Raw genomic sequence first — 21,168 nt, forward strand, 5'->3', positions numbered from 1 at the left:
GGGTAAACTATCATGACGATCGCTCTAGACCGCCCACAAAAAACCAGGTCTGCTCAAATTCGGGAAAAACTAGGTTATCCGATAATTGACACCGATGTACATACCCAAGAATTTGAACCAGCAGTCTTGGATTATTTAGAGCAAGTTGGTGGAACTGCACTTGTTGAACGTTTCAAAGAGAATTTACCAGGATCTTCTCGCTTTAAGTGGTACAAGCAAAGTTGGGAAGAACGTTTTGCTTATCGCACTAATCGCCCTAACTGGTGGGGTCGTCCGACCAAAAATACTTTGAATTTGGCTACCATTAGCTTGCCTAAGTTGTTGCACGAACGCTTGCAAGAAGCAGGTACAGACTTTGCCGTTGTGTATCCCAATTTGGCAACAATGGCCCCGAATATCGGCAACGAAGAAATGCGGCGGGCTGTTTGTCGGGCAGTTAACACCTACCATGCTGATATTTTCCGTCCTTATTCTGACCGATTAACACCCATCGCCGCCATTCCCCTACATACTCCCGAAGAAGGGATTGAAGAGTTGGAATATGCCGTGAATGTTCTGGGACTCAAAGCAATTCAAATCCCCGGTTATGTTCGTCGTCCAATTCCTGCTTTTGAAAAGTACGGCAAAGAAGTTGCTAACGAAGTGGTTTGGATTGATAACTTTGGTTTAGATAGCGAGTATGACTACGATCCATTCTGGGCGAAGTGCGTAGAACTGAAAGTTGTACCCACAACTCACGCTTCTAGCCAAGGTTGGACAACTCAGCGTTCTGTCACCAACGCCCAGTATAATCACATTAATCACTTTGCCTTTGCAGCCGAAGCATTATGCAAATCGCTGTTCTTTGGTGGAGTTACCCGCCGCTTCCCACAATTAAAGTTTGCTTTCTTAGAAGGTGGTTCGGCTTGGGGTGCTAGTCTCTACGCTGATATTATTTGGCATTGGGAAACCCGTAACAAACAACATTTGTTATCAAATAACAATCCTGCTATTATCGACAAAGAAGCATTAGTAGAGTTATATACTCGCTACGGTGGCGAACTTGTAGACGGACGCTTAGATAAAATTGGTGACGGTTTAGGATTTCACCATCAATTATTAGCGCCAGAAAATCCGGGCGAACTCGACGAATTTGAACTAGCGGGAATTGAGAAACCAGAAGATGTGCGCGATCGCTTCTTGAATCATTTCTACTTCGGTACAGAATCAGATGATACCCGTGTAGCTCAAGCTTTTAATCGTGCCGCTAATCCCTTTGGCGATCGCGTTAAAGCCTTCTTAGGTTCAGATTCCGGTCACTGGGATGTGCCTGATATCACCGCCGTCACAGCCAACGCCTACTCAATGGCAGAACGCGAAATCATTACCGAAGAAGACCTCCGCTACTTCCTCTCAATCCATCCTTTAGAGTTGTACACCAGTCTCAATCAAGACTTCTTCAAGGGTACAGGTGTTGAGAAAGCTGCCAACGAATATCTAGCGGCTAAGAAATAACTGTCATTGGTCATTAGTCATTAGTCATTTGCAAAGGACAAAGGACAAAGGACTAATGACAAAGGACAATTACAACGTTCCATGTTCCATTTCCTCTGTTCACTTGTAGCGTGGGCAAGGCCCACTCTACATTTCTCTAAATTCTGTGTCTAATCGCAAATTATGAAACAAGACATTGTTTCACTTTCACAGAGAAACTGGTTATATTCATAAGCATTTTTGTTTGCCTTAATTACGAATTACGAATTACGAATTACGAATTATTAGGACGGTTTGATTATGGTGCTAGATATTACAAAACCGAAGGATTACGTTGACCTAGCAACTTCTCTATCCAAGGAACTTGCTCAATCCGCAGTTGAACGGGATGCTAAAGCTGGAGTTCCAGAAGAGGAAATTAATAAACTGCGTGAAAGTGGTTTGTTGCCACTGATTGTACCTAAGCAATATGGCGGCATTGGTGCAACTTGGATTGATGCTTTAAAAATTGTCAGAAAGCTATCAAAAGCAGATGGTTCAATTGGTCAGTTATATGGTAATCATCTCAATTTAACGGCTTTGGGTCACGTTTCTGGCACACCAGCCCAAAAGGAAAAATACTATAGAGAAACTGCTAAAAATAACTTATTTTGGGCAAATGCAATTAATACAAAGGATACTAGGCTGAAGATTAACCCAGAAGGCGAGAATTTTCGGGTAAATGGTGTTAAAAGCTTTGGTACAGGTATTTCCGTTGCCGATTATCGGGTATTCTCCGCTTTAGAAGATGGCGTAGAATTGCCCTTCATATTCATAATTCCCAAAGACAGGGAAGGGTTAGTTTCTAATCACGATTGGGATAATATTGGGCAACGTCGCACTGATAGCGGGAGTTATACATTTAACAATGTTCTAGTAGAAAAAGATGAGATTTTGGGGCCACCAAATCCTCATGATAGTGCCTTCTCAACTTTTCTTGGAATTATTGCCCAGCTAACAAAAACTAATGTTTATCTAGGAATTACTAAAGGAGCCTTCGCCGCTGCTCGTGAATATACTAAAACTACTACTCAACCGTGGATTACATCAGGGGTAGATAGTGCGACTCAAGACCCATATATTCTGCATCATTACGGTGACTTTTGGGTGGAAATTCAAGCTGCGATCGCTCTAGCCGACAAAGCAGCCGAGAAGGTACAAGCAGCCTGGGACAAGGATGTAGAACTGACTCATCAGGAGAGGGGAGAAGTTGCGATCGCAGTTTCCGCATCTAAAGCATTAGCGACTCGTGTAGGTATAGATATTACCAACCGCATCTTTGAAGTTACGGGAACTCGCGCTACAGCAACCAAATATGGATTTGACCGTTACTGGCGGGATTTACGAACCTTTACTCTACACGATCCTGTGGATTACAAATTGAAAGCGATCGGTGATTGGGTACTCAATGATGAATTACCCGTTATCACGCAATATTCTTAGCTAAAGACGCGATGAATTGCGTCTCTACAATCCAAAATCTAAAATCCAAAATCTAAAATCCAATGACTCAACTAAAAACACTTCCTACCTACGACCCAAGTTTATTTGAGGGAGCCGCAGAGGGCTACGCTCAATATAGAACCAAATACCCACCGATTGTATTCGACAAACTAACCGAAATATTTAATCTCAATGGTCAAGGACGACTCCTTGATTTAGGTACTGGCCCAGGATTAATTTCAATTGGTCTGCGTACCAAATTTGAGGAAGTTGTAGCGATCGATCCCGATCCCGACATGATTGCAGAAGCTAAACGGCAAGCAGCAGCAGTCGGAGCAAATAATATCACCTGGTTACAACAAGGCGCAGAATTCATCGACGCTAGTTTAGGAAAATTTAAGTTAGCCACTATTGGTAGAGCCTTCCACTGGATGGAACGCGAATTAGTACTTGAACGCCTTTATGAATTGTTAACTGATGATGGTGCATTAGCACTGCTTCAGACTGGTGATAACCCTTGGGAAAGCAATCTACCTTGGAAGCAAGCTGCTGTTGGAGTAGTGAAAAAATGGCTAGGTGAAGAACGCCGGACTGGACAACGAGGACAAGGCATTCGTAAACCACTCGATCCTCCTCATGAAGTTGTAATTGGCAATTCAGCTTTTGCTCGTCAAGAAAACTATGAAGTGCTATTTGAAAAATCTTGGACTGTCGATAGCTATCTCGGCTATTTATACACTACAGCCTTCTCTCTGAAAATTTTCTATGGCGATAACGCCCCAGCATTTGAAAAGGATCTTAGAGAAGCGCTACTAGCAGTTGAGCCGTCTGGACATTTTACAGAAGAACTCAAAGCTACAATTTTAGTCGCTTGGAAGCACTAGCAAAATTGAACGCGAATAAGACAGAGTTTCACTCACAAGTTTCAATCTTCCACTAGCACCCCCTTGGAGTGGGTACTACTCACTCCACTTCCTAAATTTTTTCCTTTCAACTCTTAAATTCTCAGTTCCTAGAGTCGTTATAGGGTGGGTAATACCCACTCTCTTTTTTATTTTAGACATTCCCAAAAAATATTTTTATTTATTAAAAAACTGTTCCCTCTGATGCCTAAATGTGATAAAAATAGTTTTATAAAATGGATCAAAATATCTATAAATCGTACAAAAAATTGAACTCCCCCCTTGTAGAGACGCGATTCATCGCGTCTTTAAAAACCAATCATCTACACCAACAATCTTTGCTAAAATGTATTAATATATAACATTTTTAAAAGTTGAATCCTCTATAAGATTCAGTCCAACAAAATAAAAAATAAAAATATCCACTTACTTCGATAAATTACATTGAATCATGTTCATAAGCTACAGAAAGTCATGGTTGTTTGCGAATATAGCTCGTTATTTTTTGCTAGCATTTACGACTTTCTTGTTAGTTACAGGCTGTAGCTCTGCAAGCACTCAAAGCAATAGTTCCCAAGTTGAGCCAACTACTGCAAGCTCAAAAAAAATAGAGGTTATCAACATTGGTCATCAGAGTGGTACACCTGGTCTGAACCTACTTAAAGCTCAAGGCTATTTGGAAAAGCGCTTTGCTGCTGATGGTATTGCTATCAAGTGGATAGAATTTCGGGGCGGCCCGCCAATGATGGAAGCAATGGCTGCAAACAGTGTTGATATTGGCAACGTTGGAAATCTGCCACCAATTTTTGCTCAAGCTGGTGATAATCCCATTGTTTATGTTGCTGCAACTGGCTCCAACGCAGGCGCTCAAGCAGTTATTGTTCGTAAGGATTCACCAATCAAAACTCTTGCGGAACTCAAGGGTAAGAAAGTTGCCATACAAAAAGGAACTGCTCTGCAATATTTGCTTTTGAAAGCTATAGCAAGTGCTGGATTAACTCTCAATGATATTCAACCTGTTTACTTAACTATTCCAGAAAGTCAGGTTGCTTTTGAAAGTGCCAGAGTTGATGTTTTACCTACTAGCGATCCGTTTTATGCTCGCAAAGAGCGAGCAAATGAAATACGAGTTCTAGCCAAAGGTTCTGATGTCGCTCCCCAAAGAGCTTACTATATCGCTACACGCAATTTTGCTGCAAATCATCCCGACTTAGTGAAGATAATTTTGGAAGAACAAAGAAAAGTAGAAGAATGGGCTAAAGCTAACCCCAATGAAGTTGCTAATTTGTTAGCAGCGCAAACTAGACAAGAACCAGGAGTCTGGAAATGGGCTTTAGAAAGGCGACCTATCTTAGGGGTATTTGATATAACTGATGAATTTGTCGCTGAACAACAGCAGGTAGTTGAACTTTTCTACAGTCAAAAGCTGATTCCTAAAACTTTTCAAATCAAAGATGCAGTATGGAAACCTAAGAGTTGATTTATTAAAAGAGAAGTCATAATTATGAATGCAATCAGTCGCAAATTTAGACCCAAACACTGGATTATTTTTTCGATGCAGTTGAGAAGTATTTAACAAACTGTTATAGCTGTTTACAATCAACAGTATTATGCAATTTTTTATTTACTGTTAATAAATTAACATAATTTAATAGTAATATTGATAATAGCTTGACGTAAAGTAATACCGTGACTTATTGATAGATGTTTACAGTTAAAAAAAATATTTAACTAGTCTAGTTTTCAACTATATTATTAATAAACAAAAGTTTTTTTGCTTGTTGAGACCGCAATTAATCATAATTGTTCTGACCACCGCTCGAAGAATAAAGAAAATAACCTATGCCAGCTTCAAAAGGAAAGTTTGAATTCAGGAAAAACCAGAGAACAACGCGTCGTTCGTTGTTGTTTGCTTTGGGCTACTGCTTAATGCTATCGACGGTCTTATCGAGTTGTGGTGAAGCCAAAAATAACACTCAGCAGTCATCAGCTTCCCCTGAGTCTGTAGCTGCATCTAGCACTACAGAGAAATCAACTGAGAAACAAGTAATACGGATTGTTCGTTCAAAACAACTTTCCGCTTTAGCAGTTTTAGAAAAACAGGGTTCTTTAGAAAAGCGATTAGAGCCTCTGGGTTTTAAAGTACAGTGGGCTGAGTTTGCGGCTGGGCCACAACAGTTAGAAGCCCTAAATGCAAACGGACTGGATATCGCATCTACAGCCGAATCGCCTCCTGTATTTTCACAAGCAGCCGGAGCGCCTCTTGTTTATCTAGCTACTACACGCCCCAGTGGTAAAGCTATTTCACTTTTAGTTCCTGTAAACTCTCCTGTTAAAAGTGTTGCTGATTTAAAAGGTAAAAAAGTAGCTTTCCAGAAAGCTTCTATCGGTCACTACTTATTAGTTAAAGCCTTAGAAGATGCCGGACTAAAACTGAGCGATGTCCAATCAGTTTTTTTAACGCCGCCAGATGCAAATGCAGCATTTAGTCAGAATAAGGTGGATGCTTGGTATATTTGGGAGCCATTTGCTACCAGAAATGTACAAAATAAAATAGCTCGTGTTTTAGCAGATGGTGGAAAGTTGCGAGATACTGGCAACTTTTATTCAACTTCACGCCAGTTTTATCAGGCTCATCCTGATGCGATCAAAGTGTTTCTAGAGGAACTAGAAAAGGCAGAAATTTGGACTAAGGATCATCCCAAAGAAGTTGCACAACTGCTTGCTCCTGTAACTCAGTTAGATCCACCAACTCTAGAAATAATGCATAAAAAATATGACTATGGGTTGCTACCAATCACTGATAAAACTATTACTAAACAACAGGAAGTTGCAGATAAGTGGTACAGCTTAGGGCTTATCCCCAAGAAGGTAAATGTTAGAGACGGTTTTTTGACACCTGAAGAGTACGCCAAAATTACTCCTTCAGAGGTTCTAGCGAATAAGTAGTTATTCCCAAGAAAAAACTAAAATTCAGGAGAATATTGATGTCTACCTCGACTTTGACAAAGGTTAAAATTAGGCCTATTGATGCTCCTTTGGGAGCGATAGTTACCGATCTTGATGCCAGTCAAGCGATCGCACCTGAAGTTATCTTACAACTTAAAGCAGCTCTGCGCGATCGCCACATCTTAATTTTCAAAGACCAAAAGCTCTCTGATGAACAGCTTTTGAACTTTTCTCTATACTTTGGCGCGCTTTTTGTACCATCTGATGAAACTCCAGTATTGGCTTCTAAACCAGGAGAAACTCCGGTAGTGATTCCGATTTCCAATGTTGATGGTGGCTATACCGGTACTGGAGAACTCACTTTCCATTCCGATCACAAATGGACTCCTATCCCATCTAGTGGTTCGCTTCTTTATGCGTTGGAAATACCAACTCATGGTGGAGATACTTATTGGTTAAATACCAATTTAGCTTATGAGGCATTAGATGAAGCCACCAAAGAACGGATTGCAGATTTGCAGTTAATTACCTACAACCCATTTTTGCGAGATCGGAATGCACCCCGGTCTTTGTATCGTTTAGACAAAACTATTCCTTTAATCAGTCCCATCTTTCCCCATCCTTTAGTTAGAACCCATCCAGAGAGTGGGAAAAAGCATCTTTACTTGGATGCTGCCACAGAAGTGGAAATTGTCGGGTTAGAGCCGGAAGAAGGATCTAAACTGATTGAACAATTGAGGCAACATCTAACTCAACCCAAGTTCTACTACGAACACAAATGGTCTGTAGGTGATATTGTCTATTGGGATAATCAAGCTACCTTACATTATCGTCAAGCATTCGATCCGAATGAACGACGAGTATTAAAGCGGGTTAGCCTTGCAGGTAGTCGTCCCTTTTAGGATTTATAGCTCAGAGGATGTCTGAAAACTTTTTGGTGTTGTATTCGAGACTTGTAGATCCCCCTAAATCCCCCGATAAATTGGGGGACTTTGATTCCAGTTCCCCCCTTTTTAAGGGGTGCTAGGGGGGATCAAGCGAAATATTGAATACTTCTCAGACATCCTCTCAGAAGATTGAGTTGATGGGCATTTAAATATACCTTTTATTGGTCAAAAGTCAAGAGTTATTCTGGACTTTTGACCAATAAAACTTGTCTAAATATCATACTCTATGCTTGTAAATAAAAAATAGTAAAAATTATTTTTTTGGTTAAAAACAAGTGTTTATGAATACTTTATTTTTAGACCAAACTTGATAAACTCTAGACTGAAAATCAGAGTTATTAGCACTCATTAAAAGCGCTAATACGAAAATTATTAAATTTAACTAGAAAAATATTATGGAGCTTTTCACATCTTTGCAAAGGCTAAGTTTGTCTAGCAATAAATTTCTGCAATCAAAAATAAAAAATACCAAGATAGTATGTGAATCTAGCCTAAATACTAAACTTATAGAAGCCAAATATAAAATTGAGCCTAAACATATATCTTTATTAATTGCTGCTTGCACTCCCACTATACCAATGAGCATAATTGGTTGTAGTCAAGAAACTAAAAATACTCAAAACCAACTATCCCCAGTTAGTACACAATCTCAAAGTAAAACAGTCTCTAATACTCCCCAAAAACAAGAGTTACGAGTTGTTTCTTCTAAGCTTGGTTCTCTTGCAGTGATGAGAAAGCAAGGAACTCTAGAAAAAAGTTTGGCGGCAAAGAATTTTACTGTCAAGTGGCTAGAGTTTGCTGCTGGGCCACAAGCTTTAGAAGCGTTAAATGCTGGTTCCCTTGACATCGCAGCCACAGCTGAATCACCACCTATATTTGCTCAAGCCGCAGGTACACCTCTTGTGTATATTGCAACGACTCGATTTAATGGTAAAGGAGTTTCTTTTTTAGTACCAAAAAACTCTCCGATTAAAAGTGTTGCTGACTTTAAAGGCAAAAAAGTTTCTTTTCAAAAAGCCTCTATTGCTCACTATGTCTTATTAAAAGCATTACAAAAAGAGGGACTAAAACTGAGTGATGTAAAATCTCTTTTTCTCCCACCTCCAGATGCAAATGTAGCTTTTAGTCAGGGAGGAATCGATGTTTGGGTAATTTGGGAACCTTACATTACTAGAAATGTCCAAAAAAATCTTGGTCGTGTATTAATAGATGGGCAAGGACTTCAGGATATTGGTATTTTTTATACTAGCTCACGTAAATTTGCTAAAGAGCATCCTGATATTCTCAAAGTTTTTCTAGAGGAGTTTATCAAAGCTGAAGATTGGTCGCAGAAAAATATTGATAAGTTAGCAGAACTTGAAACGAGTGACGTTGGTATCGATGTACCCACTCTCAAAACAATTCATAGTAAAGCAGTATATGGTCTGTTACCTATCACCGATGAAGTTGTTAAAAAACAACAACAAATAGTTGATTTATGGTATGCACAAAGGCTTTTACCAAAAAAGGTTAATGTCAAAGATGGAGTACTTTCTCCAGAAGAATATGCAGCATTCACACCGGATTCAATTAAATCTAATAAGTAAATAACTGTAATCAAGTTTCATAAACTGAAAAATTTACGTTATTAGCTAATGCTTTTAAATCAGTAGTTAATCAAAAATTAAGGTGCAAAAATGTTTAATATTTTCGTGAAAACTAAGACAACAATAATCAAACAATTCGCCTTATTTATAATACCTGGTTTTGTAGTATCTACTACTTTAATCAGTTGTACATCAACTGTATCTAACACAAATGCAGGAAGCGTTCCGAAAGCAGAGCCAGCAGGGGCTAAGACTATAACTTTTAAAACAAAGCTACTACGAATAGGGTATCAAAGCTCTGGTGATTTAGTTAGAGTCAGAGGAGTTTTAGAAAAACGTTTGGAGCCTTTGGGCTTGAAAGTAGAGTGGTCACAATTTGCTCAAGGGCCACAACTTATGGAAGCAATGAATGTGGGCAAAATTGATATTGGCTCTGTTGGAGAAACGCCTCCCATCTTTGCTCAAGCTGCGGGTGCAAGAATCATCTATTTGGCTGGCAGAAGACTTGGGCCTAATTCAGGTAAAGGTAGTGCGATCGCAGTTCCGAAAAACTCTCAAATTAAAAAATTAGCTGATATTAAAGGTCAAAAAGTAGTCTTTCAAAAAGGTTCTGCTTCTCACTATTTTATCATCCAAGCTTTAAAAGAAGTAGGTTTAAAATATAGTGATATTCAAGTTTTGAGTATGCCCAATGTCGAAGCCCGTGGCGCATTTATTCAAGGCACTATTCCGGTTTGGGTAACTGGCGATCCTCATTTAGCTTTGGTAGAAAAACTCCACGGTGCGCGTGTGCTCAGAGATGCAACCAATATAGGTACTCCAGGCGGATACTATGTAGGAACACGAGAATTTGCTAAGGAAAATCCCGAATTAGTTCGGATCATTTTAGAAGAAATTGAGAAAAATGGTGAATGGGCAGAAGCGAATCGTAAAGAAGTAGCGAAACTCATAGCACCTGTACTCAAAATTGATCTACCTATTCAGGAAATAATTTCTAGCCGTGCTACTTATCGGCTAAAAGGAATTACTCCAGAACTAATGCAAGCTCAACAAAATGTTGCTGATTTGTTCTATAACGAAAAAATCTTACCTAAAAAAATTGATGTTAAAGAAGCATTACTCACGCCTCAAGAATATGCAGCTATTACTCCACCAACACTGATAAGTGAAAAGTAGAGAATAATCAAATATGAAGTTTGTTTTTTTAAACAAACTAGAATACCAATTTACTAAATGTACAAGGGGATTTGTTTAAGTAGCAGAATCTCAATTTTTTGCCATAAGTTGGTGTTCTAGGAGGTTTAAATAATAACTTCCTATGATCTTACTTGCTTTTGAAAGTAAGACTGACAACGTAAAAGTTAAAACTTACAAGGAAAATCACAACTGATGAACAAATCATTTCAACCACAACGCCGTACAGTCTTAAAGCGTGTTGTCCAATATTCTGCATTGGGACTGTTTACTTTATTATCTCCCTTGGCTGGTAGCCTTATACAAACCACCCAAGCAGTGCCTGCTAAAGTAATTAACTTGGCTTATCAAAGTTCTGGTGATATTGTCAAGTCTAAAAAAGCTGTTGAGCCACGTTTCAAAGCATTGGGTATAACCGTGAATTGGGTTGGGCCATTCGCAGCAGGGCCGCAATTGATCAAAGCGCTGAATGAAGGTAAAGTGGATATCGGTAATGTGGGAGAGACACCTCCAATATTTGACCAAGCCGCACGCCCAGGCCTCATCCCTGAAGTTGTCTATCTTACTGGACGCACGCCCAGCGATGGTACAAACCAAGGTATTGTGGTGAAAGCTAATTCTCCTATTAAGAAAGTAGCCGATCTTAAAGGGAAGAAAATTGCTTTTCAGGTAGGTTCCAATGCACAGTATTTACTAACAAAAGCGTTGAAAGAAGTAGGATTAAAAATTAGCGATATTCAAATCGTTGCTTTGACTCCAACTGAGGCCCGCGATGCCTTTATTCAAGGCAAGGCTGACGCCTGGGTGGGTGGCGATCCGCTTTTAGCTGCTGTAGAAAGTACTACCCCGATTCGTAATCTGAGAAATGCAAAAGGAATTAATACTCTCGGCGGGTTTTATATTGGCAGGCGTGCATTTGTCACCCAAAATCCGCAATTGGTGCGAGTGTTTTTAGAGGAAGCACAGAAAGTAGGAGAAGCGGCTGAAAAAAAACCAAGCGATTATGCAAAAATTTTAGTTGATGAACAGAAATTAGATCCAGCAGTTGCGCTAAAGGTGGCAAGCCGTCGTACTTATAAATTGAGAAAAATTACACCTGCGATCGTTGCCGAGCAGCAGCGCGTTGCTGATTTTTATTTTGATGAAAAAGTCATCTCGCGTAAGATTGATATCAAACAAGGGATTCTTTCCGATCTAGAATATAAAGCGAGCATACCTGATAATATCAAGTAATGGTAAACAGGTAGAGACAGGTTTATTCAGCTATTACACATTTGTCATTTGTGGTTTATTCAGCTATTAACTTGGCTAGCTATTACACTGTAGCGGAAGTTTGCCTAACTTGAACAAGGGGCTTAACAAGTTGCTCAACTAACTTGTTAAGCCTATTGTTTGTTTAAGTAAAAACCAAGAAAGGAACAAGCGATCGCAAATATTTTTACAGATATGATTTAAAACTGACAAATAGTTTTAACTATATCAAGTAATGGCGAACAGGTAGAGGCAGGTTTATTCAGCGATTAAGTTAGCGATCGCATCTACTAATTCGGCTGGCTCTACTGGTTTGGAAATATGCTTGTTAAATCCGGCTTTTAGCACTTGTTGAGCGTTCATTTCTCCAGCATAGGCGGTAAGGGCGATCGCTCGAATTTTTCCTCCCTGCTCTGGTGGCAGTGTTCTCAACTGTCGCATGAACATACAGCCATCCACTTCTGGCATCCCAATATCGCTTAAAAGTATATCTGGTAAGGATTGGGCTAAAGTAGCTAGGGCTTCATTTGCTGATGTTACTGCTGTCACATTTGCCCCATACTGCTCTAGTAAGAAGACAATAAATTCTCGCGTATCTGTATCATCATCCACTACTAAAATTTTGATGCCATTCAAATTTGAAGATGGCTCAGAATTGCTACTCTCCTGTTTAATCTCTAATTGATTTTGGATTAACGGTAGTCTTACAGTAAAAGTTGCCCCCCGATCTTCGCCCTCACTTTCTACTTGGACTGTCCCGCCATGCAATTCGACTAAGTGACGGACGATCGCTAATCCTAACCCCAATCCACCAAATTTTCTGGTGGTGCTGCTATTCTCTTGACGAAAATATTCAAACACGTAAGGCAGAAAATTGGGGTCGATACCTTTTCCTGTGTCGCTGACTTGAATTAGTGCTGAGTTATGAGTGCTGGGTGCTGAGTTGACATTAGAACATGATGATAGTCGAATATCAACCCGTCCGCCTTCTGGTGTAAACTTAACCGCATTTGAAAGCAGGTTCCAAACAATTTGCTGCAATCGGTTGGAGTCTCCCAAAACTTGTCCCAAATTTGGTTCCAGACTAATGTGCATCTCAATTGATTTAGCTTCTGCTGATAGCCGCACTGTCTCCATTGCTGCCGAAATCACAGATGTCAGATCGACTGGGTAGATATTCAAGCTGATTTTACCTTGTAAAATCCGGGAGATATCCAGTAAATCTTCAATCAGTTGAGCCTGTAATTTCGCATTTCGCTCAATAGTCTTCAGCGCTTGAGGAATTGTCTTTTCATCAAGCTTTTTGGTTTGGAGTAGCTTTGACCAACCTAAAATTGGGTTGAGTGGCGATCGCAATTCATGAGAAAGTACAGCCAGAAACTCATCTTTTATCCGGTTGGCGTTTTCTGCTACTTTCCGGGCGGTTTGTTCTGCCTCGTATAGACGGGCACGTTCCATCGCTTGTGCGCACTGCTGTGCTAGTGCCAGCATAAAAGCTCGATCGTCTTGATTAAACTTCTGAATTTCGGTAAAAGCTAGAGACATTCCACCAATAGCTTGTCCCTCGATGAGCAATGGAATCGAAATCCAAGCGCCGTAGTTGGACTGAGCATACTCCTTGGCAAGATTTGAGTAACGAGCAATCCTCGCTGTTGTTGGCTCTTCCCAAATAGGCTGCTTAGTTCTTACAACTTCTGCCAGTGGCGCGGATGCATTAATCGAGAATCGACGCCATGAATCTACTATTTCTTGTTGTCCGCCAACAGTTCGGACAAGTTCTAATTCAGTACCGCTTTCAGTCAGTAGTGCGACAAAAACAAAACTAGCTCCCAAAGCTGCTATACTTTGCTCCACAATTACTTCAACAACTTGTGTTGCAGTTAAAGATTCAGAAAGGGCAGCGGTAATTGCTTGCAGACGGGTAGTGCGAGATGCTGCGCGTAAAGCCGCCTGTTGAGATTGCTGGGCTTCTCTGTAAAGTCGGGCATTATCAACTGCGATCGCCGCTCGGCCAGCTAGCTCCTCAGCTAACATCAGGCTTTTGTTATCGTAGAAACGACCTGAAGAAGATGCCAAAGTCATCGCTCCCAGCACTCGTCCTCGAACGATTAGCGGTACACTCATACCAGATGTTGGATTTAGTTTTTGCAGGATTTTGAAGTGACTGGCGTTGTGGGTTAACCCTTGGAGCTGTTCCTCAGAAATAAAATGAGTAATTTGTGATTTGCCTGTCCGTATTACCTTCGCAACTCCTGCTGTTTGTACCAAATCAGGCGGATAATTTTGTAACTCTTCGACCAATTCTTGTTTCTCTGGATTGGCATGGGCTGTTGCAAGCCGGCGGACTAATTGATTGTCACAAATAATATCAACTAAGCACCAATCAGCGATTTCCGGCACTGCTAAACGTGCCAAACCTGCTAGGGTTGTCTCGTAGTCCAACGATCTAGCCAAAATCCCACTAGCTTCAGCTAAGAAACGCTGCTCCTCTTCCACTTGTTTGCGCTTAGTGATATCTCGCGAAGACGCTTGTATCTCTAAAATTTCTTGAGTTTGGCGATCGCGAATAGCTCGAATAGTTGCTTCCAACCAGATATAATGCCCGTCTTTGTGACGAGCGCGGTGAGTAACGGTATAAATATCTGGTAAATCGGCATTGACTGGGTAATTCCTGGCAATCTCTGCCAAATCGTCTGGGTGAACTAACTCCTGGCTGGGATGACCGACTAGTTGCTCTGGTTGATACCCCAATACTGTGTAGCAAGCTGGTGAAATGTACAGAAGAATTCCATCTACTGTCTGGCGGGAAATAATATCAGTTGAATTCTCAGCCAGCAGCCGAAAACACGCCTCACTCTCGCGCAGTTTTGCTTCTGCCTGCTTGCGTACATTAACGTTACGGAAATGAAGTGATAACCCTGTGGCTGAAGGATAAGCGCGAACCGCAAACCATGCATCAAAGGGTGGGTAATAATCTTCAAGCTCAAGCGGCATTCCTAGAGCAACTGCGCTGAGATAAAGTTGACCAAAGCTAGTATTAGCCAGTTCTGGAAACTCTGACCACAAATTTTTTCCGAGCAGATCCTCGCAGGAACGCCCCAGAGTTCTGCTTCCCTCATGATTGAGATAGGTAAAGCGCCACTCACGATCAAAGGCAAGAAAGCCGTCAGTTATGCTCTCTAAAATCTTGGTAACTTGCTCTTTGGCAGTTTCAGCCTCAACACGAGCCGCTTGCTCTCGCTCAAACAGATGTTCCCGCTCGACTTCTGCTTGCTTGCGCTCCGTGATTTCTTGGCAGATTGCACCCACCCAAGTAATATCACTTGGTAGTTTAATCGGATAATAATTTACCAACCAGTGCCGTTGCTTTCCAGGTGCAGCGGGTGTCTCTCCACTGGCCTCTTGGGTAATAGATTCTCCCGTCTCGATCGCATGGTGTAAAGCTTCCATCACCGCAGGATCTACCCCAGGTAGCACTTGAGCGACGGTCTTACCGATATGCGCTTCTTGAGGAAAACCGTTAATCTCAGCTAAAGCGTCATTCAAGCGAACGTATCTCAATTTCTCATCCCATAGACCAATACCTACAGGGGCGTTATTAAAGAGGGTATCAAGCAGAACGTTAGCTTCAAGCAAACGAGTCTGTTCTGTTTTCAGTAGCGCCAACAGTTGCTCGCGTTCTGCCTCAGCTTGCTTGCGTTCGCTGATATCCACACACATTCCCACCCATTCCTGGATTTCGCCTGATTCATCAAGTATGGGCACACCACGTATAGCCATGTCACGGTATTCGCCGTCATGCCGCAGAACGCGATACTCGGCAACTGCAACGCTGCGTCCAAAAAAGGCCTGTCTCCAAATGGCAGCTACAGATGTCCGGTCATTTGGGTGTAGTGCGTCAACCCAACCCCATCCTTTGTATTGTTCGGGACTTTGCCCAGTGAACGCCTCCCAAGTCGGAATCTCGTCAACAACGTTGCCCCAAGGCCCAGCGCTCCAAACGATGGATGCGCTTGCTTCTGCCAGTGAGCGGTAGCGTGCTTCACTATGACGCAGATTTTCTTCTATTTGCTGCTGTTCATCCAAATATTGTCGCAAATCTGTAACCTCTCGAGCTTTCAGGTTATCAATTAAATTTTTAAGTAAGTCGGCACAATAAAACCAAACTATGTAAAGAAAAATTAACTAGGCTAAAACTCTTTTCCCTCCTGCTCGATCTCAACGATAAATTTTCCCACCCACCTATTTAACAATGGTAGAATTTTCCTCTCCAATCGAGACACCTGGAATTTCAAAAATCTGACATATTTTTTCTCACTTTCTTGCAGTAATGACGAGCTTCGCTGCTGCTCAATGAACTGACCAATTTGATTGGCGATCGCACTCATCATTTGGAGTAAATTGGTGTCAGGTTCTAAAATTTGAGCGCTGAAAAATTCGATCGCACCTAAGATTTTATTACCCAGCCGAATCGGAAATCTGATGGCGGTGGCAAAAAAATTCTCGTCTTGGGCGGGTTCTGAAATCCAAACAGGTTGACCACTTGCCCAAATCCGATCGGGTAAACCTTCACTAAAAGTAATTGTGTGCTGGTTAAATGGTTCTTTCTCCAAATCAGGTGAATACCAAGTACTCATGGGGTGTACAACATTAGCTTCATCGTCTACACTCCAGAAAATACCAGCTTGCCATCCTAAACTTTCGCACAAGGATTGTAGAATAGCTAGAACCCCATTCACAAGCGTAGTTGTCTCAGAAAGGACGTAAGCGATCGCATACTGTGCAGTTAGAAGCTGTTGGCTGCGTTTGCACTCAGTAATATCTCTGATTAAGATTGATACACCACTTTCTGAGGCATAAATGCAGTTTTCCAACCAGCGATGCCATTTTGGATAGAAATACTCAAAATTTACTGTAAATTTTTCTAGTAAGTAAGTCGGCATAATAAAACCAAATTATGTGAAGAAAAATTAACTAGGCTAAAACTCTCTTCCCTTTTGCCTCCTGCCTCATTTCAACAATAAATTTTTCCACCCACCTACTTAAATATTGGAATATAGCATCTGCTATAACTTTGACTCCATCTATCTACGGCTATAGACCTTGTAAGTTGGTGATTATGTATTACATCAACTATGATGCAAGCTATTTAAGCTAGTAATAGAATTGTTTCAATTCAGGGGATAAGAATATGAAGGTTTGGCTTGCTTGCTTTTTAGTGCTGTTTGCCTTAGCAGAACTGTTTGACTGGTTGCAAGAATTTAATCTGCCATTACCTATCTATATTTTAGGTGGCGCTTTTTTAGCTGTTGCTTCTAACTATGATAAAATTGTCGGCTCTGCCACTGCTGATTCCAGCATTGAAGCATCACTTGAACAACCTCAGTTAGATTCACTAACTCCATCTACTAATCCGATTTCTTTGCCAATTACCAGTCCTGTTGAAGACGTTCAAACATCTCCAACAGATGATTAGAGCTTGTCTGATTCTATGGTTGACGCTGGGCGTAAACTTGCTTTAAAAGTAGGAATACGTCAAAGTCTCTAACTAACAAGTAAATTGCTACATTAATAGGAGCTTTAGGTTAATTAGCTTTTAACCTAGATTCCCAAAATTGATTTTTGCGCCGACAACATCTACCCAATTCAGGCTACCGCCTCAACGCCGTGATTAGTGGACTATTAGAAAAACTCCGCGTACCTTTTGTTAAAGTTCAGGATTCCCGTGAAACTTCTAAGAGCAAAAGCTGGCTGCCAATTATTTTTGTTACCAGTATAGGAGTCACTGGCTTTATCTGGGGAGTTCGGGAACTCAAATGGTTACAGCCTTGGGAGTTAAGAGTTTATGACCAGATGTTGCGATCGCGTCCATCAGAAGCACCCGATCGGCGGATTGTGCTAGTAAAAATTACTGATAACGATCTCAAACGAGAGAAATGGCCTCTATCAGATCGGACAATCAATCAGCTATTAAAGAAAATAGAGTCTTATCAACCGCGAATTGTTGGTTTATATCTTTTCCGACCAGAAGACAATAATTTGGCGGCTAATCTTCAAAATCAAGATAACATTGTCACTACCTGTTTGTTCAGCAGTTTGGGTAGAGATGAAATTCCCCCACCCCCGAATGTCCCTATAGATAATGTTGGGTTTAGCGATGTAGTCGCTGACAATGAAAACGACCAAAGTCTCCGCCGCACTTTATTATTTGCTAACCCCACAGACAAGAAATGTACAACACAATTTGCATTTGGTGCATTAATTGCAATTAATTATCTAGAAAAGCAAGGTATCGCATACGATTTCACCAAAAAAGGAGATTTTATATTAGGTAAAATCCTGTTCCGGCGTTTACAACCTAATTCTGGTGGCTACCAACATTTGGATGCACAGGGCTATCAAATATTATTAAATTACCGTCACCCCAATAGCCTCGCCGACCAAGTAAGCCTCACAGATGTTCTTAGCGATCGAGTCAACCCCAGTTTATTCAAAGACCGTCTGGTAATTATTGGCACTACAGCAGCTAATATCCCTCCTGGTGGCTTTTATACGCCTTACAGCGCTTTACCAGATCAACCAGCTAGAATGCCTGCTCTGTTTATTCATGCACAGATAGCAAGTCAACTCATCAGTACAGTGTTGGATAGGCGACCCTTGATTTGGTATTGGCCCGACTGGGTAGAACTTATTTGGGTGTGGGGCTGGTCGCTATTAGGTGGTGTTTTAGTATTGCGGTGGCAAAATCCGCTGCTTTTGCTAGTGGCGTTAGGGATAACTCTATTTGGCTTAGTAGTAATCTGCGTTGCTTTGTTTTTACAAGCTGGATGGGTGCCATTAATCCCTCCTGCTCTTGCTTTGGCGATCAGTAGTATCTGTGCGATCGCTTATACTAGCTACCAAAATCAGCAGCAAACTCAGGTGATTGTTCTGCAAGTTGAAAAACAACAAGAAGCGATCGCCCAATTAAATGTACTCTTAGAAGATAAAACAGCAATTCCCGATTCGTCTGTTGACTTTCCTCCTCCAGTTGATTCACTAGAAATAAAATCAGGTGATTTGCTTTTGAGTGGACGCTACAAAATCTCTCAAACTCTCGGTGCAGGTGGATTTGGTCGGACTTATTTAGCACAGGATACTCAACGACCAGGTAATCCTACTTGTGTAGTTAAAAAGTTAATGCCAGCCCGTCAAGATGCACGATTTTTGCAAGTCGCCCGCAGGTTGTTTCATAGTGAAGCTGAAATTTTAGAAACTTTGGGTAAACATCATCAGATTCCTGAACTACTTGCTTATTTTGAAGATAATCAAGAATTTTATTTAATCCAACAATATATTGAGGGACATACCCTCAGCGAAGAATTACCACCCGTACAAAATCTGCAAAACGAATCATTTGTGATGGAAATGCTCAAACAAGTTTTAGAAGTTCTAGAATTTGTTCATCAACATCGAGTGATTCATCGGGATCTCAAACCGACTAATATTATTAGATGCGCTCAAAATAATCGACTGGTATTGATTGACTTTGGTGCTGTCAAATTGATGCAACCGTCGAGTAGCGAGCAAACAGAATTAGCCACAGTAGCCATTGGGACGCGCGGTTATGCACCTCCAGAACAATTTGCCGGTCATCCCCGCTTATGCAGTGACATCTATGCTTTAGGAATGATTGCTATTCAAGCCATAACTGGGATACCACCGCAAGAACTTCACCCAGATCCAGAAACGGGTAATGCGATCTGGCGGCAAACCGTGCAAGTAAGTGAAGAATTAGCAGCAATTTTAGATAAAATGGTTTGCTATCATTTTAGCGATCGCTATCAATCAGCCACCGCAGTTTTACAAGATTTAAAACGGATGTAGCCTGGAAGGTGTGTTAACTAAATATTTATATAAGTCATTAATGACTGCATTCATTGCCAAAACACCAAAATTGTACCAGAGGTCTATATCTACGAGATAGACTTGATTTTGTTGAATCACCTTCAGCTTTTGCCATGATTTTCAGGTTGCGATGAAACCGTAGACAAACTCATCCCCTCTCCACGTTCAACCAGCAACAATTGTAGTGACTCTGCACTCAAATAATTTACTGTTGGGAGAGTTTTAAAAACTTGAAAAATCAGTTGGCGTTGAGGGGTAAATCGATTAACCTTCAGCATTTAATTTGACTTTCAAGGCTTTGAAATTATCCCTAAACAACCTTGCTCAATAAAATATTTCATTACTGGTAAAAAAAAATGTTTCATAAAAGGCGGCTTTTCTGGTCGTTTTTCAGATTAACAGTGGCAGGATTTACAGATGAATAATGTATGCTTAGGCATGGGTTTAAGGTGTATTAACTAAATATTTAAATAAGTCATCAATGACTGCATTCATTGCTAAAACATCAAAAGCGTACCAATGGTCAGAATCTACCAGATAAACCCGATTTTGTTGAACTACCTTGAGTTTTTGCCACAGAGGATTTTGTTGCAGTTTTTCTAAAGCCTCTTTACCAGCTTCCTCTCTATAGGAAAGGAATAAAACATCACCATCAATTTCAGATAAATTCTCATAAGAAATGTTGCTTCTGGTGAAGAAGTCTCCGCTCTGTGCAGGTGGGCGTTGCAATCCAATATCATTTAGCACTGCACCAGTAGGATGCTTTTTTCCATAAGTGTATATTCCATAAGTTTGATCCACAGTGGCAACTGATACTTGCATTGGCAAACGGCGATTCTCCTTTGCAGAGGCTACGTCAATGCCTAAAGCTTGTTTAAGTTGTTCAATTCGTTGCCAATAGGCATTTACTAACTGCTTGTTCTCCTGTTCTTTATCTAGAATTTTGGCAACGTCTTCTAAATGTTTTTGCCAAGAAGGAAGAGGTATAGGGAGATCCATTACAACTGTAGGCGCAATATTGGTTAGCTGCGTGTAGATATTTTGCAACCGAGTATTTGACAAAATTAAATCAGGTTTCAGTAGCAGGAGTCTTTCTAGATTTGGCTCAGATCCAAGATTTTCAACTCCGTCTGCTTTGTCTCCCAGATGTTTTGGGAAAGGTTCACCTGGAATCCATACGGATGCAATGGGTTTAATACCCAATGCTAAAACAGTACGAAAAGTACCTCCCCACAGAGTCACGACTCGCTGAGGATTTAGTGAAATGCACGTTTCACCTGTTGCGTGTTGTACAATTCGGCAATTTTCTGTTGGCTGTTTTGAGCTTATAACACTGTGCTTAATATTTAAACTACAAGCCGAAGCGAGTGTAAAGGTCAAGACCCCCAATAATAATAAATAAGTCAGGTGACGTAAAGGTATTTTCATGAACGCCTACTTTACACAAGAGGTCTACTGAATGATCTACGCTTCTATCCCTCAGAATGAAGCGTAGGA

General features: G+C 40.8%; 15 protein-coding genes. 11 read left to right on the forward strand and 4 right to left on the reverse strand.

Features of this window, described 5'->3' with window-relative positions:
- Positions 1-12: 12 nt before the first annotated feature.
- The 9 genes from RMZ95_RS11800 (at position 13) to RMZ95_RS11840 (ending at position 11,766) form a co-directional block, all read left to right on the forward strand.
- Positions 13-1,494, forward strand: coding sequence for an amidohydrolase family protein (locus RMZ95_RS11800; RefSeq protein ID WP_322669985.1), 1,482 nt, complete (start codon positions 13-15; stop codon positions 1,492-1,494).
- Between the two features lie 279 nt (positions 1,495-1,773).
- On the forward strand, positions 1,774-2,955 hold the full coding sequence (locus RMZ95_RS11805; RefSeq protein ID WP_322669984.1) for an acyl-CoA dehydrogenase family protein: 1,182 nt from the start codon (positions 1,774-1,776) through the stop codon (positions 2,953-2,955).
- A gap of 62 nt (positions 2,956-3,017) precedes the next feature.
- Positions 3,018-3,839: a class I SAM-dependent methyltransferase gene (locus RMZ95_RS11810; RefSeq protein WP_322669983.1), complete on the forward strand. Its 822-nt coding sequence runs from the start codon at positions 3,018-3,020 to the stop codon at positions 3,837-3,839.
- Positions 3,840-4,335: 496 nt separating this feature from the next.
- Positions 4,336-5,337 carry an aliphatic sulfonate ABC transporter substrate-binding protein gene (locus RMZ95_RS11815; RefSeq protein ID WP_322669982.1) on the forward strand — a complete coding sequence of 334 codons (1,002 nt, stop codon included), beginning with the start codon at positions 4,336-4,338 and terminating at the stop codon, positions 5,335-5,337.
- Positions 5,338-5,699: 362 nt separating this feature from the next.
- Positions 5,700-6,806 carry an aliphatic sulfonate ABC transporter substrate-binding protein gene (locus RMZ95_RS11820; protein WP_322669981.1) on the forward strand — a complete coding sequence of 369 codons (1,107 nt, stop codon included), beginning with the start codon at positions 5,700-5,702 and terminating at the stop codon, positions 6,804-6,806.
- Between the two features lie 38 nt (positions 6,807-6,844).
- The gene (locus RMZ95_RS11825; protein WP_322682431.1) at positions 6,845-7,708 is read left to right on the forward strand and encodes a TauD/TfdA family dioxygenase; all 864 of its coding nucleotides are present in this window, start codon (positions 6,845-6,847) and stop codon (positions 7,706-7,708) included.
- Between the two features lie 440 nt (positions 7,709-8,148).
- The gene (locus tag RMZ95_RS11830; protein ID WP_322682432.1) at positions 8,149-9,339 is read left to right on the forward strand and encodes an aliphatic sulfonate ABC transporter substrate-binding protein; all 1,191 of its coding nucleotides are present in this window, start codon (positions 8,149-8,151) and stop codon (positions 9,337-9,339) included.
- A gap of 90 nt (positions 9,340-9,429) precedes the next feature.
- Complete coding sequence (locus RMZ95_RS11835) at positions 9,430-10,515, forward strand: sulfonate ABC transporter substrate-binding protein (RefSeq protein ID WP_322669978.1); 1,086 nt, start codon at positions 9,430-9,432, stop codon at positions 10,513-10,515.
- A gap of 213 nt (positions 10,516-10,728) precedes the next feature.
- The gene (locus RMZ95_RS11840; RefSeq protein ID WP_322669977.1) at positions 10,729-11,766 is read left to right on the forward strand and encodes an aliphatic sulfonate ABC transporter substrate-binding protein; all 1,038 of its coding nucleotides are present in this window, start codon (positions 10,729-10,731) and stop codon (positions 11,764-11,766) included.
- 276 nt (positions 11,767-12,042) lie between these two features.
- On the opposite strand, the gene RMZ95_RS11845 is transcribed toward RMZ95_RS11840, so the two are convergent.
- Entirely contained in the window at positions 12,043-15,882 is a 3,840-nt protein-coding gene (locus tag RMZ95_RS11845; RefSeq protein ID WP_322682433.1) for a PAS domain S-box protein, read from the reverse strand.
- A 92-nt stretch (positions 15,883-15,974) separates the two neighbouring features.
- On the reverse strand, positions 15,975-16,727 hold the full coding sequence (locus RMZ95_RS11850; RefSeq protein ID WP_322682434.1) for a GAF domain-containing protein: 753 nt from the start codon (positions 16,725-16,727) through the stop codon (positions 15,975-15,977).
- Between the two features lie 248 nt (positions 16,728-16,975).
- On the opposite strand from RMZ95_RS11850, the gene RMZ95_RS11855 reads away from it, so the two are divergent.
- Positions 16,976-17,260: a hypothetical protein gene (locus RMZ95_RS11855; protein WP_322682435.1), complete on the forward strand. Its 285-nt coding sequence runs from the start codon at positions 16,976-16,978 to the stop codon at positions 17,258-17,260.
- Between the two features lie 191 nt (positions 17,261-17,451).
- The gene (locus RMZ95_RS11860) at positions 17,452-19,650 is read left to right on the forward strand and encodes a CHASE2 domain-containing serine/threonine-protein kinase (protein WP_322682474.1); all 2,199 of its coding nucleotides are present in this window, start codon (positions 17,452-17,454) and stop codon (positions 19,648-19,650) included.
- A gap of 122 nt (positions 19,651-19,772) precedes the next feature.
- Here the strand turns inward: RMZ95_RS11860 and RMZ95_RS11865 are convergent, their stop codons facing one another.
- A complete protein-coding gene (locus RMZ95_RS11865; RefSeq protein WP_322682436.1) occupies positions 19,773-19,949 on the reverse strand; it encodes a transcriptional repressor in 177 nt (58 codons plus the stop codon).
- A gap of 166 nt (positions 19,950-20,115) precedes the next feature.
- Positions 20,116-21,099 carry an iron-siderophore ABC transporter substrate-binding protein gene (locus RMZ95_RS11870; protein WP_322682437.1) on the reverse strand — a complete coding sequence of 328 codons (984 nt, stop codon included), beginning with the start codon at positions 21,097-21,099 and terminating at the stop codon, positions 20,116-20,118.
- Positions 21,100-21,168 lie beyond the last annotated feature (69 nt).

This window comes from Nostoc sp. DedQUE07 (genome assembly GCF_034530975.2).
Classification (GTDB): domain Bacteria; phylum Cyanobacteriota; class Cyanobacteriia; order Cyanobacteriales; family Nostocaceae; genus Nostoc.